Below are 16559 nucleotides of genomic sequence, written 5' to 3'. Positions count from 1 at the left end.
AGCCTTTTGAAGGCCGGCGTGCAGGAGGCGATCCTGCTGTTCTTACGCTGTGCTGCCCTCAGGGACCCACCATGGAATGTGATCACCGAGAGAGTCGATCGGCATGACGGCCTTGAACATGTCGTTCTCCACATTGGCCAGTCGCGCATCGTACGGTTTGCCGACCGCGGCAAAAGCGCGATTGATCCCCGTACGTTGCCGATCGATAAATTTGGCATGCCGATCGAAAGTGCTGGCGGGTTGCAGCAGAAAGTAGGTCCGTTGATCGCCGTAGGTGTACCGCGGTGATGTCTCCGGGTAGCAGGGGGCGAACGAGACCAGGAAGAACAGTTCACCTTCGATCATCGCGTACCAGCGTTCATCAGGCCGCGGATCATCGGGAATATATACGCTTGAGAACATCTGGGTGAGCGTGGTGTAGAAGCGTCGAGTGAGATCCACCAGCGCGTCCAGCGTGATACCGAGCGTCGACTCCTCGAAGGTGATGATCATGCCGTCGCGTGAGCGCTCGGCGGCCGTGCGGAAGAAGTCCGAGATGATGTCACGGTGCCGCGCCAGCTCATTCTCGACGTCATCGGTCCGAATGGTGATCCCCGGCCCCATCTTCGATGGCTTGGCGAAGGGGCAGTACGTCTTCTGGGTGATCTCCGCGAAGCTCATTTCTCATTCCCCACCTTCACTGATTCCGCGCCCACCTGCACCGGTTCGCGATCGGCTGCCGTGACCCGGCAGCCGATGACGTAGAACCACCAGCTGGCGATCACGACGCCGATCAGGACGTAGAACATTGCGGCTGGCACGAAATGCTGGAGCAGAAAACCGCAGAGTATCGGCCCCAGAGCTATGCCGATATGGATGAGATTCTGTGCGCCGAAATAGCTGCCGCGCAGGTTGTCGGGAGCGATGGAGTCGATGAATGTGAACTCCGCGGGCACCAGAACGACCTCGCCAAGGCTGAAGATCACCACAGCGATGACGATGATGGCCGCATTCGTGGACAGCGACATCGCGACCAACCCGACAACGAAGGCGCCGATCCCGACGGTCAGCCACTTCAGGAGATTGTCCTGCCTCAGGCGGCTGCCGAGGGCGTACTGGGCGCCGATGACCGTAATGGCGTTGGCGGCGGAAATGTAGGCGACCAGCTTGTAGGCGGTGTCGCGGTCCTCCACCAGGATGAGGTACTGCGACATGAAGGTCAGGAGCGGTCCGTACACCACGATGCTGAGAATTCCGCCGATGGTGAAGTAAGTCAGCCGCCGGTCCGCCCCCATCACCTTCAGCACTTGACGGAACGTGGGAGTCTCTTCCTCGTCCTGCTTGTCTGCGCTCTGCTCTTCTGTGCTCTGCTCTGCTGCCCCAGCCGGTGCCGTCGTACCACTGCCGGCGGGCACGAACCGGTGGCGGAAAATTATCAGAGGCAGCAAGGAGGCGCCAATGACGGTGACGCTGAGAATGAACGGCCCACCGGGTCCGGCCGCGAGCGCGGCAATGCCCAGGAAGGGACCTACTGCTGCACCTATGTTCTGCAACGAATAGCGTAGAGAAAACACCTTGACGCGGTTCTCGGATGGCACCAGTTCGGAGAGCAGGGCACTGCCGGCGACGCCCATCGACCAGGAGGCGACGTTGGCCATCAACAGGATGGCCGTCACGGTGACCGGATCGTGGAACACCGTCAGGCTGAGATAGAGCAGTATGAGCGCGACGTCGAGCACGATGACCAGGTCGACTTTCCTGAACCGGTCCGCGAGATAGCCACCGTAAACGCCCGTCAGCGTGCCGACCAGTACGCTCCCACCGATCACATAGCCGATGGTGGCACCGTCCATGCCCACCGTGTCGTACAGGTAGATGGGCATGTAGGCCAGGATCGCGAAGGAGCTCAGGCTTCGCGCGGCAGCGGAGGCCAGCAGGACCTTCATCGCGAACGGGAGTCCACGAACCATCGTCAGGAAATTCTTCATCCGTGTTCCCCTGCCGCGATCGTTTCGAGCGTACCGATGATGGATTCCTTGATCTCGTTGATCTGGTCGTCGTCGAACACATGAGGGTGGTATCCGACGGTGAATCGGATGTGTCGGCCCGGAGTTACCGTGATGCCGAGCGGGTAATGCGGAAGCCCCTCCGCACCGTCTACCAGTTCACGCACCTGCAGTCCGGCGGTCTCGCTCTCCTCGAGGGAATCTGCGGGGTAGCTCTGGAACACGTAACAGGCGTCGAACAGTTCGCCTGCCCCGAACAGTCGCTGGATTTCGGTGAGTTCGAGGGAGCGGTGCGGGAGTATGTCCAGCTGCGATTCCTGCACCCGAGCCATGGTTGTGCCGATGGATTCGCCCGACTGGATACGCACGCGCAGCGGCACGGTGTTGAGCAGCAGCCCGACCATGGACTCGACGCCGTCGAGTTCAGCCGGCCGTTCGGAGACGGTGTTGCCGAACAGCACGTCGTCGCGCCCGGTGAGACGGCCGAGCGCGATGCCCCACGCCGTTTGGAGGGCCGTGTTGAGAGTGATCCCGGCCTGTGCGCACCGGTGCTGCAGTGAACCGGTCAGCTCCGGTGTCAGCGTGACACCCATGGTGCGCAGCGAGACGTCCGGCGTCGGCTTGGCGGCATGGACCCTGGTCGGGCCATCGACGTCCGTCAGATAGCTTCGCCATGCCGACACCGCGGCATCACGGTCGCACGACGCGAGCCACGCCAGGTAGTCACGGAAGGGCGGCGCCGCCGGCAGCCGCTCGCCGCGGTACAGGGCGAACAGCTCCTGCCACACCAGCGAGTTCGACCAGCCGTCGAGCAGGATGTGGTGGTCTCCGACGAGCAGCCGATGCCGTTCCGTTCCAAGGCGCAGCAGGGTGAAGCGCATCAGCACGGGCGTCGACAGGTCGAACCGCCGGCCCCGGTCCGCAGCGAGGATCTCCGCCTCCCGGCGCTCCTGCTCCGCTGGTGCGAGCCGGGACAGATCGTGCACCGTCCACGGCACCTCCACCTGTTCCTGCACCACCTGCACCGGGGTCTGAACGCCTCTGTGGGTGAAGCCGGCGCGCAGGTTGGGGTGTCTCATCAGGAGTGCGTGCGCTGCCTTTCGCAGCCGCTCGGTGTCCAGCGGCCCGTCCAGGTCGAACAGGCTCTGCCTCTGATACGGATCGGGGCCGCGGTGGTCGGCGGCGGTGTACAGCAGGAAGCCCTGCTGGAGCGGGGTGAGCGGCAGGATGTCGCAGAGGCCGGGGTAGTCGGTCTCCAACTGGTTGATGGTCGACTGCTTGACATCGACCAGAGCGACGTCCGAGGGAGTCAGCCCACCGAGCTCCGGATGTTTCGCGAGGTCTGCCAGCGCGACCAGGAAGGTCTCCCACCGGTCAGCGAGCGCCCCCACGGCGGCTTCGGTGAACCGTGTGGCGTCCCAGGACCAGATGGTCTCCAGATCCATGCCGTCGTCGGCCGGCCGGACATCGATGCTGAGAGCGGGTTCCGTAGCGTCGTCCTCGAAGCGCACGTTGCTGTTGGCACGGGCCGTACCGGCGGGCATCACCCGCAGGCGCACGTGTGAAGCCCCGTACGAGGACAGTCGCTGCGCGGCCGCGGGGTCGGCGAGCAGCGCGGAGTAGTTTCGGCCGGCTTCCGGTACGGCGCGTACCTGCTCCTTGACCCGCTTCAGCACACGGGCCAGCTCCTGCGGTTCGGCCAGAGTCTTGTCCGGGTCCGGGGTGCCCGGATTGAGACGCACCGGGTGCGCGGTCGGCGAGCCCGCCGTGGCCAGGTCGAGTCGCAGCCAGGCTCCGGCCCCTGGCAGCTGCGTACGGCGCCACTCGATGAGCACCGGAGCGAGCGCGGCCACCGCGATGTGTTCGGGGCCGCAGCGGTACAGGCGCGGCAGGCCGGTCAGCAGCCGTTCGGCGTCCTTGCCGAGGACGCGCCGGGTGATGCGCCCCCGATCCACGGCGGGTGAGGCGTCGGACACCGGGTAGGCCGGATCGGGAGTCCGCAGGATCTTCTCCCAGGCGTCGACGTCCACGACCGCGCCGTCGTCCGTCGGGTGCGCCTCGGCGTGCCGAGCGGCCCGGGCCACCAGAGCCTCGACCGTCTGCTCGTGGAACACATCGCGCGGGGTGATCCGGAAGCCCTCTGCGCGTGCCCTGCTGACGAGTTGGATGGACCGGATGCTGTCGCCGCCGAGGTCGAAGAAGCGGTCATTCGCGCCGACCGCCGCCAGGCCGAGCACGTCGGCGAAGAGTGCCGCCATCGTTGCTTCCTGCGGCGTGGCCGGCGGTCGTCCCGCCCGGGAGCCGAACTCGGGTGCGGGCAACTGCCGGGTGTCCAGCTTGCCGTTGGGCGTCAACGGCAACGCGTCCAGTACGACGACGGCGGCGGGCACCATGTGGTCCGGCAGCCGTCGTGCCGCGTGGCGGCGCAGTTCGGTGGCGAGGTTGCGACCGCGATCGGAGGCCTGGGGGTCGTTGGCAAGCTGCCACAGCGGACGCTCGTCCTCGTCCGAGGCCAGGAACACGTCGGTCAGCCCTTGCCCCGCGGCCCGCCCGGCAGCGAGGAACACCACGTCGAACCGGTCGCCTTCCTCGGTGTCGGTCCACGTCGGGTGCACGGTGTAGCCGAGCCTGGCGCCGATCTCGCACAAGGTCTCGGGGTCGACCCCGGACCGTACGTCGGTGGCCTCGGACAGGCTGCGTACGAGAGCGCCGGTCCCGGAAGCCACCCGCTGCGCGGTCGCCACCTGTGCCGTCACCCGGCCGTTGGGAACACCGGTGACACGCAGGGCCTGCGGCCGGGCCGTACCCAGGTGGGTGTCGACGTCCTCGGCGCTGCTCCACTCGCGCGCGGGCACGTCGGCGAGGGACACCAGGTCCGCTCCCCGCTTGTGCAGGACCACGTCGTAGCGGAAGTCCGTCAACTCGTTGTGGAAGGAACCCCGCTTGAGCTGTACGTCCACACCGACGACGTCCGGGACCAGATCGCCGATCCGGGTGAAGAAGGCCGGATCGAGCAGCAACTCGCTCTCCAGCTCCTGCTGGTGGGCGACGATGTCCCGCACCGTGGCCAGAGACTCGTCGGCGTGCGCGCCGTCGTGCAGGGCGATGGCCGTGACGAAGGCCCGCAGCAGCCGCAGATTGCGGATGTCACCCAGCACGATCCGCCCGCCGGGAGCGAGCATCTCCATGGTCCGGCGCACGACGTCGATCAAGTAGTCGACGCTGGGGAAGTACTGCGCCACCGAGTTGATCACCACGGTGTCGAAGCAGGCGGGCGCCAGCGCACCGACCTCGTGGGCGGCCATGGTGTGCAGTTCGACCCGGTCGTGCAGGTCGCTGCCCTCGATCGCCCTGCCGAGGTTCTGGATCAGAGCGTTGGAGAAGTCCACACCGGTGTACGCGGTGCAGTGCGGTGCGACCGGCCGCAGAATCAGACCGGAACCGACCCCGACCTCCAGCACCCTGGCCGGCCGCAGGTCGAGAATGCGCCGGACCGTGGCCGCCTGCCACTCGGTCATGTGCTCCAGTGGCAGCGGCTCGTTGTCATAGCTGGAGTTCCAGCCGGTGAAATCCTGCTCGGTGCCGAGGTCGCGCTGCTCGCTGTATCCCTGCTCGTGGATCTGGTGCCACTTGTCGACGTGCTCGATGTCGTGGGCCCCGCCGTGCGCCCGGGGGACCACATAGCCGACGAGCTGCTGATGGCCGGGGGTGTCCTCGCGGACGACGACGGCGGACTGCGCCACCTCCTGGTGGTCCTTCAACACCGCGTCGATCTCGCCGAGTTCGATGCGCATCCCGCGGATCTTGACCTGGTCGTCGGCGCGGCCGACGAAGTCCACCACACCGGCCGCACCGTTCGCGCGCCAGCGCGCCAGGTCTCCGGTGCGGTACATACGGCTGCCGGGGGCACCGAACGGACAGGCCACGAACCGCTCGGCGGTCAGGGCCGGCCTGCCGAGATAGCCGCGAGCCAGACCGTCACCGCTGATATACAGCTCGCCGGTGACACCGGGCGGCAGCGGGCGCAGCGCGGCGTCGAGGATGTACACCTTGGTGTTGCTCAGCGGACGGCCCACCGGCACCGACGCCTCCTCGAAGCCGTCCGGGCCGCTGCCGCACTCCCAGTACAGGGTGTCGACGGTGGCTTCGGTCGGCCCGTACGCGTTGATCATCCGGCGGCCCGGCGCCCAGGCGGCGGCCAGTGCGGGCAGGCAGGCCTCACCGGCGACCATCACGTTGCCGCAGTCCGCGAGTGCGTCCTGGGCCATCCCGCTGAGAATGGTGGGCGAGAAGGTGATGTGCGTCGGCCGGTACCGGGCCGTCACTTCACGCTGCCGGTCGGCGGAGAGCAGCTCGTCGGGCGAGGTGAGCACGACGGTCGCGCCGGCGAGCAGGGTGCAGCACAGCTCGCAGAACGTCGGGTCGAAGTTGATCGAGGAGAACTGCAGGAACCGCGAGCCCTGCCCGAGCCGGAACCGCTCGATGTAGCTGTGGGCGAGGTTGGGAATGCCCCGGTGCGTGACGGCGACGCCCTTGGGGCGCCCGGTGGAGCCGGAGGTGTAGATGACGTACGCCAGGTCGTCCGGGCGCAGCGGCGCGCGGCGGTCCGCATCCGTCGGTGCGTCGGAGCGGTACTGCGCCAACCCGCCTGCCGTGTACGGGTCGTCGAACTCCAGGCGTGGCAGCTGTCGCGCCTCGCCGGTCAGCTTCGCGACGACGTCGCTCGTGGTCAGGAGCATGAGGGGAGCACTGTCCGCGATCATGAAAGTAAGGCGGTCCGGCGGATAGTCCGGGTCGAGCGGCAGATACACACCGCCGGCCTTGAGGATTCCGAGCAGCGCGCACAGCAGCTCGGGACTGCGCCGCATCGCGAGTCCGACCACGTCGTCACGGCCGACGCCACGGGAGATCAGCCAGTGAGCGATCCGGTTCGACCGACGGTCCAGTTCGGCGAAGGTCAGCTCCGTGTCCTCGTGGATGAGCGCGACGGCGTCAGGGGTACGGGCCACCTGATCGGCCAGCAGCTGCGGGTAGGTCGCACCGGACAGTTCCAGGCCGGTGTCGTTCCACTCCTGCACAATCGTGCGCCGCTCGGCTGCGCCGAGGACGTCGATGGACGCCAGCGGACGCGCCGGGTCGTCGGCCACCGACCGCAGCACCCGCAGCAGCCGTTCGATCAGGGTCTCGGCCGTGGACCGGTCGAACAGATCGGTCGCGTACTCGATCTCACCGCCGAGCCCGTCCGGCTGACCGCCCGCGGTGAACCGCTCGGTCAGCTCAAAGGTCAGGTCGAACTTCGAGGTCCGGGTCGGCACCACCTCGAGCTCTGCCGCCAGCTCGCCAAGGCGCCACTGCGGGGCCGCATTGTTCTGCAGCACCAGCATGACCTGGAACAGCGGGTGGTGGCTGGTGCCGCGGGCCGGGTTCAGCACCTCGACGAGGTACTCGAACGGCAGGTCCTGATTCTCGTACGCGGCCAGGTTGGCGGTCCTGACCCGGGCCAGCAGGTCGGTGAAGGTCGGTTCGCCCGAAGTATCGGTGCGCAACACCAGGGTGTTGACGAAGAAGCCGACGTTGTCATCGACGGCACGGTCGGCGCGTCCGGCAAGGACGCTGCCCAGCGGTATGTCGGTGCCGGCGCCCAGCTTGGTCAACAACGTCGCCGTGGCCGCCTGGAGCACCATGAACAAGCTGACGCCCTGTTGCTTGGCCAGCTTCATCAACCGGTCCGCGAGCGAGGCCGGCACCTCGAAGGGCACCACGTCGCCCCGGTAGGTCGCCGTGACGGGGCGCGGACGGTCGACGGGCAGCTCCAACAGCTCGGGCGCACCGTCGAGGTGCTCGCGCCAGTAGGCGAGCTGCCGCGCCATGAGGCTGTCCGCGTCGTCGGTCGAACCGAGGAGTTCGCGCTGCCACAGCGTGTAGTCGGCGTACTGGACCTCCAGCGGCGGCGTCGTGGGAGCCGTGGCCGCACGGTGGGCGGTGTACGCGTCGCACAGGTCGCGCACCAGCGGGACCAGGGACCAGCCGTCGCTGGCGATGTGGTGGATGCACAACAGCAGCACGTGCTCGTGTCCGCCGGTGCGGAACAGGTCGACGCGCACCGGAATGTCGGTGGTGAGGTCGAAGAGGTGTTCCACCGCGATATCGACGGCGGCGGGCAGTTCCTGGTCCGTGACCTCGTGCACGGAGATGTTGGCAGCGGCGGCCACGGCGGCGTCGGAGCCGGCCACCACCACCTGCTCGGCTCCGAAGGGCCCGTCCATGAATCGGGTGCGCAGGCTCTCGTGCCGCTGCAGGAGGTGGACGACGGCCGCGCGCAACGCCGCCATGTCGAGCTCCCCGGTCAGCCGTACGGCGACGGGCATGTTGTAGGTGGAGCTGGGACCTTCCATCCGGTGGAGGAAGTACAGACGTTGCTGGGCGTACGACAGCGGTAGCGTGGCGCCGCGGTCCATCGGGCGCAGGGCGGGGCGGGCCTGATCGGCCTCGGTGAGCCGCAGTGCGAGGGCGGCCGGGGTGGGCTCGTCGAAGACGGCCCGGATGGGTATCTCGACGCCGAGTTCGCTGCGAACGCGGGCGACGAGGCGGTTGGCGGCGAGCGAGTTGCCGCCGCGGTCGAAGAAGCTGTCGTCGGCACCGACGTCGCTGAGCCCCAGCACCTCACCGAACAGCTCGGCCAGCACCCGCTCCTGCGGGGTAACCGGATCCCGGCCCGTTCCGGTACCGGAGCGGGCCGCCGACGGCAGCGCCTTGCGGTCGATCTTGCCCGCCGGAGTCAGGGGGAAGCGGTCGAGAACCCCGATGCCGGACGGCACCATGTGCGCCGGGAGCCAGGCGCCGAGGGCGTGGCGCAGCTCGTCGGACGTGGGGCTGTGGCCGCCTGTCGGTACGACGTACCCGGTCAGCTGGGCCACGCCCGAGACGTCCTCACGCATGATCACACGCGCCTGGGCCACCTGGGGAAGCCGACGCAGTGCTGCTTCGATCTCGCCGAGTTCGACGCGGTAGCCGCGGATCTTCACCTGCTCGTCGACCCGGCCGACGAAGTCCAGCCGGCCGTCGACGCGTTGCCGCACCAGGTCTCCGGTGCGGTACATACGGCTTCCGGGGGCACCGAACGGGCAGGCCACGAACCGCTCGGCGGTGAGCGCGCCGCGCCCGCGGTAACCGCGGGCCAGGCCGTCCCCGGAGAGGTAGAGCTCGCCCGTCCCGCCCTGCGCCACCGGTGCCAGACAATCGTCCAGGACGTGGACTCCGGTGTTCCACAGCGGGCGTCCGATGGTGACGGGCTCCCCGGCGACCACCGGTGCCAGGAGCGACCAGATGGTGGTCTCGGTGGGGCCGTAGAGGTTCCACACCGAGGCCGTGCCTGCGGCGAGGAAGTCGGCGAGATCCTGCGGCAGTGCCTCGCCGCCGCACAACAGGCGTGCCGTTCCGAGAAGTTCGTCCGGGCTCCAACCGGCCTCCCGCAGCAGCTGCCACAGCGCCGGAGTTCCCTGCACCAGCGTCGGCCCGGCCGTGGCCAGGTACCGGCGCAGCGCCACGCCGTCCACGGTGGTCTCCCGCGGCACCAGATGCACCACGGCACCGTTCACCAGCGGCAGGTACAGCTCGAGCCCGGCGATGTCGAAGGAGATCGAGGTGGTGGAGAGGACAACGTCACCTGAGTGCACCTGGAACCGGTCGGTCAGGCAGTCCAGGAAGTTCGCAAGCGAACGGTGTGTGACAACGACGCCTTTGGGGCGCCCCGTCGAGCCCGAGGTGTAAATGGTGTAGGCGCCGCGGTCCGGATCGAAGTCCGGACCGACCGTGCCGGCCGGAGCTGAGTCGCGCTGGTCCTCCTGCTGGTCCTCCTGCTGGTCCAGGTACAGCACCGCGCCCGTGTCGACCCCGGTCAGGCCGTCGAATCCGGCCTCTGCCTCCCGGGTGGTGATCAGCGCCCGGGGTGCGGCGTCGGCCACCATGTAGGCGAGCCGGTCCGGCGGGTAGTGGGGGTCCAGCGGCAGGTACATCGCCCCGGCCTTGAGGGTGCCGAGGAGCGCGGCGACCAGATCGGGAGAGGTGGGCAGGAGGATCCCGACGGTGTCCTCCGCCTTGATGCCCTGGTCGGTCAGCCGACGCGCCACCCTGGTGGCCCGGTCGTCGAGTTCGCCGTACGTCACGACGGTGTCCCCGGCGATCAGTGCCGGTGCCTGGGGGGCACGGGCGACCTGTTCCGCGAACCGGCCGATGAGACCGGTCGCCGGTCCTGCTCCCTGGACGAGGGTGGCGAAGCGTTCAAGTTGTTCGGTCATGAAGCCAGTTCTCCCGCCGCGGCACCCGAGCGCACGGGGCCCAGGTCTGTCCAGTTCTTCTCGATGTGCTCGGCGCAGGCCGTCCGCGGTCCGGGGCCGAAGGCGGTGTGCCATCCGGCGGGTACATCGACGGACCCCGGCCACAGGGAGTACTGACCGGCGGTGTTGCGCAGCACGAGGTACACGCCGGTGGCGTCCTCGAACGGGTTAGTGGCTGTGCTGTCCATGCTGATCAGTTCTCGCCCAGGTAGTTGATGGTGCGGGCCACGAGATACGAGGCCTCTTCGATGCAGAGCCGCTGGCCGTAGAACGTGGAATCCAGCACTTCCGCGGTCAGCTCGCCCTTGATGACCGAACTCCAGTTCTCGAGCGTGTAGTTGTCCTGCGCGAGCAGCAGGAGCAGATCGACGTCGGCGGGCTCGGGGCGGTACGACTCCCACGCCCGCGCGGTGCTGACGAAGGAGGTGTAGAGGCGGCGGCAGAATGCCTCGGCCCGCTCGTCGAAGCCCAGGCCCGCGCCGAACATGGCGGCGGCCGAGTTGCGCAACGCCAGCTCGAGGTCCGCGTCCTGCGGGCTCATCGCCGGAAACTGTTCCGTAGTGCCCGACATGCGCAGGACGCCCTCGTAGAAGTCCACGATCAGCTCGTCCTCGGACATCACACCGGTGGGGTTCCGTTCGATGTAGCCGTCGACCACGATCGTCCGGCCGATGGTGAGCCCGCGATCGGCGGCGATGCGGTTGAGTTCCAGGCAGAGCGCGCCGCCTGCGCAGGAGCCGAAGAGATGGAACTCGTCCTCACCGAATTCGTCCTGCAGCGCGTCCGCGTAGAGCCCGGCAAGCCCCTGGATGTCGTCCGGCACGCTCCCGGCGCCCTCGACCAGCAAGGGGGACTGCAGCCCGTAGCAGGCCCGGTCCGTGCCCAGCTCCCGGATGAGCCGGCCGTAGCCGTCGACCATGCCGTGCCCGGCGTGGACGAAGACGATCGGAGTGCGCGAACCCTGGTTGCTCATCCGGATCAGCGCGGTCTCGGTGTTGGCGGCCTGCGGCTGCGCCTTCTCCGCGCTCAGTTCGGCGATGGTCTGGAACCGCATCAGGTCGCCCAGGTTGAGCCGCCAGCCGAGGCGCTGATTGATCTGCTCGATGGTGACAAGGGCCGTCAGCGAATCGCCGCCGGCTTGGAAGAAGTTGTCGTGCACGGTCACGTCGTGCGTGAGCGTCGTGCTCCAGATGTCCAGGAGGATCTGGCGCACCAAGCTCGGCACCGCCGGTTCGGCCGACGGGATGACAGCCGTCTGGGCTGCGTTCATGTGCTTCGTCCTTTTCGGGAATCTCACGGGCGATCGACTGGGAGCTGTCCGGCGGATCAGGCCGTGGGCCTGATCGGCCCGGGCTCAGTCCAGCCCCTAGGCCAGAACGGGCCCTGGGCCGATCCGGTGCGACAGACTGGGCCGCCCGTCCAGATGGGCGTAGACCCGGTGCAGCCAGCGGTCGTTGCCGTCGTAGCGGGGTGTGAACTCGGTACGGCCGTGCACGACGAGGCGGTTGTCCAGGAACGCCATGTCGCCCGGCCGCAGCACCAGTTCCGACGCCACCTCGGCCAGGGCGGCGCCGAGCCTGCGCAGCGCTGCGCCGGCCTCGTCGTCAAGTGCCCTGGTCGCGTTGAAGTCGACCTGGATGTCCGGGTCGTCGAACGAGCCGTTCAGGACGCCGTGCGCGGTGGTCGCGCCGCCCGCATGGAACGACGGCGGCGCCTCGGTGACGAAGCGGGGCTGGCACAGGATCGCCACGTCGCTGTCGTCGAGCAGCACCCGCGCCCGCCTTATGGAGGAGAACAGGGTGCCCGCGGTGCCCTCGTGATCGCTGCGCAGGCATAGCAGCCCGATGAGGTCCGGCCGGTGCGGGTGGAAGGCGTTCTCGTTGTGCAGTTCGAGCTCGACGGAACCGCCGTTGCTCTGCGATGCCGCCAGTGCCGGGACCGGCACGACGTTGTGCACCAGCGCGCCGTGCTTCTCGTTGCGGAAGGCGAACACATCGCCGAGCTGCTGGCCGAGAAGCATCGCCGTCGAAGCGGGGACCGTGGCTCTGCGCTCCACCGAGTCCGGCAGCGACGGAGTGTCGGGCAACGTCTCCACGTCGACGGGGAGGTTCCCGACCAGCAGGGTTCCGCCGGGGCCGGGCGCGGAGCGGAAGTCGCGCAGGGCTTCGAGCAGCCGGACCGGCAGCCGGCAGCTGTGCCGCCGCGCTTGCGCCAGCCAGCGGGGATCGTCGACCTGCCCGGCGGCCGGAGACCGGTGCAGTTCCTCCGCCAGGGAGCGCACCTCGGTGCGCTCCCGGTCGGTCAGCGTCACGCTCGGTTGGTCGATGTCCTGGGGGGCTCGATGGCTCAACACGTGAATGGGCATGTCTGGTCCTTTGAGCGTCTACGCAGCCTTGATGCTGAATGTCACGCCGCGTTCGTGTGCGTGGTGTCTGGCAGTCACGAGCCGCATCGGCCGTCTACGTGCTGATCGCGGCGGTCATCTCGCGCTCGACGAGGTCGCGCAGTTCTTGGGGGAAGCGAAGGAATTCCCAGTGATCGCCCTCAAGAACGTGGTGCGTGGTCGAGGCGCACTCGTCCCATCCGGGCCATACCTCGGCCTGGGGGACGACAGCGTCCTCGGTCCAGCCGATCACCGAGACGGGGATGTTCCGGCTGGGCAGTGCCTCGGCCCGGTAGCCGCGCTGCAGCCGCACATCGGCAAGCAGGGTCTGCGCGGCCATCTCTAGGTATTCTGGCGGCAGTTGGTAGCCCAGGGCTGTGCACCGCTCCTCGATCTCGGCGACCATGTCGACCTCGTCGAGGTCGACGAAGTTCAGCTTGCCGTAGAGCCCCTTGTGCGGAGCGCCCCACCCGGAGGCGAACAGCCGCTGGGGAGTCGGCAGGCCCTGCTTCTCCAGATGGGCCGCGATCTGCAGCAGGAACGGCACCGCACCGCAGTGCCCGATCAGCGCGTATGGCCGGTCCAGCTGGTCGCGGATCTCCGCCACCAGACCCTCCGCGAACTCCTGGTGGCTGCTGACGTGGGCTTCGCCGAACCGGTTCTCGCGGCCCGGCGGCTGCACGGCGCAGAACCGGCCCGCCCCGAGCTCTCGCGGCCACGCCTTGAACGAGGCGGCTCCGGTGCCCGCGTACGGCACGCCGAAGACCAGGTAGTCGCCGTCGGCCGGAATGGGCTGCAGGGTCCAGACAGTCATACCGCGGTCACCTCGACGGGAACGCTCTTGTACTCGAGCATGAAGTTCGACCGGAGCCGGACTGCCGGGCCGGCCGGGACCAGCCGGCCGGGCCGCTCGCGCAGTCCCTGGAGCAAGGCGGCGAGCGCGGTGCGGCCCATTGCGGCACCGATGCAGTGATGCGGTCCGCTGGCGAAGCCGACATGGCGGTTGGGGGTGCGGCCGAGGTCGAACCGGTTCGGGTCGGAGAACTGGTCCTCGTCGCGGTTGGCGGACGCCGTCCACAGCGTGACCGAGTCGCCCTCGGCCAGCTGCACGCCGCGCACCACGACGGGCTTGGTGACCTGCCGCTGCACGTACGAGGCGGTGGACGTCCAGCGGACGAACTCCTCGAGACCGGTGCCGACCAGCTTATGGTCCGCCCGCAGCCCTTCCCACTGCGCCGGGTCGTCCATCAGCGCGAGCAGACCGCCACTGGCGCTGTGCTGGGTCGTCTCGTTGCCGCCGATGGCCAGGTTCATGAGGTTGAACAGAAGCGTGTCCTCGTCGAGTTCACGCTCGCCCGGCTCGGGCCGGAGCAGGATGCTCACCGCGTCGTCGCCCGGTTCGGCCCGGCGCTCGGCGATCAGGTCCAGGAAGAAGTCGAAGACGTCCGCCTGGGCGGTCGCGAGCCGCAGCCCTTCGTGCGCGATGCCGAGGGTGTGGTCCTCGTCCCGGTACCCGATCATGGTCTGGGTGAGGCGCAGCAGGTGCAGCGCGTCGGCGTGTCCGATGTTCAGCTGGGCCATCAGACCACCGGCCGGCAGCTCGCGGGCCACGTCGGTGGCGAAGTCGCCGCCGCCGTCGGCCCACATCTTGTCCAGCACGACGGCGACCCGCTCGCGGACGGTCTCCGTCACCCGCTCGATCATCTTCGCGGAGAACACCCGGTGCATCCGGCGGCGCAGCTGCCGGTGGCGCTGTGCGTCGGAGGTGACGAGCATGCGCCCGGAGGCGGTGTCGACCTCGTTGCGGAACGACCCGCCGATGACGGTTCCGTGCTCCGAGCTGAACGTCTCGGTGTCCCGGAAGGCCATCAGCACGTCGTCGAACTTGGTCAGGGCCCAGAACCCGCCCTCGGGCGTGGGGTTCCAGTGGACCGGGTCCTCCGCACGCAGCCGGGTCCACAACTCGTGGGGGTCGCCGGTGACGAAGGCCTCGGTGTCATTGAGGTCGATGTCGGCGGCCGACATCAGAAGCTGTGTCATTCGTCCTCTCCCTTGTTCCGCGACGCGTCGAGGGCGAGCGCCATGTCGGACAGCACGGTGTTGCCGAGCACGTCTTCCAGACCGATGCCCGCCGCCTGGTCCCGGCTGATCCTGCGGCTCATGCGGAAGGCCAGCATCGAGTTGCCGCCGAGCTCGAAGAAGTCGTCGTCGACGCTGATCCGCTCGGTGCCGAGCAGCTCCTCCCAGACCTTGGTGAGGTAGTGCTCGCTGTCCGTGCGCGGAGCCACGTAGTCGCTGCGGCGCCGGTCCCGGTCGCCCAGGAGCTGCACGAGCGCCGCCGTGTCGCGCTTGCCGTGCGGGGTGGACTGGATCTCCGGCACCTGAACGAACTCGGAGGGCACCTGGTAATCCGGGATGGTCGCCTCGGCGTACGCACGCACCTCGGGCATGGTGGTCCGGCCCTGGGGCACGACGAACGCTACGAGCCGCTTGTCCTGGCCCTCGCCCTGCGGCAGCACGGCGACGTCGAGAACGCCGGAGCAGGCCAGCAGCGAACGCTCCACCTCGCGCGGCTCGACCCGGTAGCCGCGGATCTTCACCTGGTCGTCGTTCCGGCCGAGGTAATCCAGTACGCCGTCGGGGCGCTCGCTGACGAGGTCGCCGGTCGCGTACATCACGGATCCGGGGGTACCGAACGGGTCGGGCAGGAACCGCTCCGCCGTTCGCGCGGGATCACGCAGATAGCCGCGGGTCACGCCGGCTCCGCCGATGTGGAGCTCGCCCGGTGTGCCCTTCGGGACCGGGCGCAACTGAGCGTCGAGTACGTGCAGTTGCACGCCCGCGAGACCGGCGCCGATGGGCACGCTCGTCGCGTCCGGCGCGACGTCGGTGATGGTGAACGCGGTGGCCGCGGTGGTTCCCTCGGTGGGCCCGTACAGATTGACCAGTTGACCCGAGAACTTGCTCGCGAGCACGTCGCGGCAGGCGGCGGGACGGACCACGTCGCCACCGGTCTGCAGCACGCGGAGCGAGGAGAACACGTCGGCGTCCTCAGCCGCGATGTGGTTGAAGGCCATGGTCGGCGAAAGCAGCGCGGTGATCCGGCGGCGGCGCAGCTCGCGGCCGGGGTCGCCCTTCACCAGGTCGGGCACCGAGGGCATCATGACGATCTCGGCGCCGGCCCAGAACGAACTCCACAGCTCCCAGTGGAAGGTGTCGAAGGAGATGTTCGCGATCTGGGCCACGCGGTCGGCGGGGCTGAGCTCCGGCAGCAGCGGATTCACCGCGAAGTGCACGAGGTTGTGGTGCTCGACCACGACGCCCTTGGGGGTACCGGTGGAGCCGGAGGTGAACAGCACGCACGCGGCGTCCTGCGGGGCGGGCTCGGGCAGGCCGGCCTTCGGCGCGTCGGCGTGGGCGCGTTCGGCGTCGTACTCCCAGACCATGGTGCGCACCTGGTCACCGAGCTGTTCCCGCTCGCCCGGGCCGACCAGGGTCAGGCGGCCGTCGGCCGCGCGGAGCATGAGCTCGCGCCGGGCCTTCGGGTAACGCAGGTCCACGGCTACGTAGGCCGCGCCGGCTCGCAGTACGCCGAGAATGCTGATGACGAGGTCGACATCGCGCTCGCGGTGGATGCCCACCCGGTCCTCGCGGCGTACGCCCTCGTCGATGAGGCGCTGGGCCAGCTCCGCCGACGCGCGGTCGAGCTCGGCGTAGGTGAGCCGGCGGCCGGAGTCGTCCGACACCGACGGAGAGTCGCCGTGCGCGGCGGCTGACCGGGCGAAGAGCTCGGTGAGGGTGAGGGGCGCGCCCAGGGCAGTGCGGTCGTCCGTGTTCACGGTGCGAGCACTCCTA

At 68.7% G+C, this 16559-nt stretch carries 9 protein-coding genes; all 9 read right to left on the bottom strand.

Annotation, left to right across the window (positions count from 1 at the left end; genetic code table 11):
* Positions 1-42: 42 nt before the first annotated feature.
* Complete coding sequence (locus OG844_RS25085; protein ID WP_406393254.1) at positions 43-660, bottom strand: hypothetical protein; 618 nt, start codon at positions 658-660, stop codon at positions 43-45.
* A complete protein-coding gene (locus tag OG844_RS25080; protein ID WP_406393252.1) occupies positions 657-1967 on the bottom strand; it encodes an MFS transporter in 1311 nt (436 codons plus the stop codon). The genes OG844_RS25085 and OG844_RS25080 overlap by 4 nt, the downstream gene beginning before the upstream one ends.
* Positions 1964-10282 carry an amino acid adenylation domain-containing protein gene (locus OG844_RS25075; protein ID WP_406393250.1) on the bottom strand — a complete coding sequence of 2773 codons (8319 nt, stop codon included), beginning with the start codon at positions 10280-10282 and terminating at the stop codon, positions 1964-1966. The genes OG844_RS25080 and OG844_RS25075 overlap by 4 nt, the downstream gene beginning before the upstream one ends.
* A complete protein-coding gene (locus tag OG844_RS25070; protein ID WP_406393248.1) occupies positions 10279-10509 on the bottom strand; it encodes an MbtH family protein in 231 nt (76 codons plus the stop codon). The genes OG844_RS25075 and OG844_RS25070 overlap by 4 nt, the downstream gene beginning before the upstream one ends.
* Positions 10510-10514: 5 nt before the next feature.
* Positions 10515-11591: a phosphopantetheine-binding protein gene (locus OG844_RS25065; protein WP_406393246.1), complete on the bottom strand. Its 1077-nt coding sequence runs from the start codon at positions 11589-11591 to the stop codon at positions 10515-10517.
* Positions 11592-11687: 96 nt separating this feature from the next.
* Positions 11688-12686, bottom strand: coding sequence for a TauD/TfdA family dioxygenase (locus OG844_RS25060; RefSeq protein ID WP_406393244.1), 999 nt, complete (start codon positions 12684-12686; stop codon positions 11688-11690).
* Positions 12687-12780: 94 nt separating this feature from the next.
* Complete coding sequence (locus OG844_RS25055) at positions 12781-13518, bottom strand: thioesterase II family protein (protein WP_406393242.1); 738 nt, start codon at positions 13516-13518, stop codon at positions 12781-12783.
* Positions 13515-14744: a cytochrome P450 gene (locus OG844_RS25050; RefSeq protein WP_406393240.1), complete on the bottom strand. Its 1230-nt coding sequence runs from the start codon at positions 14742-14744 to the stop codon at positions 13515-13517. Before OG844_RS25050 ends, OG844_RS25055 begins: the two co-directional genes overlap by 4 nt.
* Positions 14741-16543, bottom strand: a complete 1803-nt coding sequence (locus OG844_RS25045) for a non-ribosomal peptide synthetase (RefSeq protein ID WP_406393238.1) — start codon at positions 16541-16543, stop codon at positions 14741-14743. The genes OG844_RS25050 and OG844_RS25045 overlap by 4 nt, the downstream gene beginning before the upstream one ends.
* Positions 16544-16559: the final 16 nt, after the last annotated feature.

Source organism: Streptomyces sp. NBC_00887, from assembly GCF_045207585.1.
The sequence above is the reverse complement of the archived record's forward strand: the minus strand, read 5'-3'. Positions and strand labels throughout refer to the sequence as shown.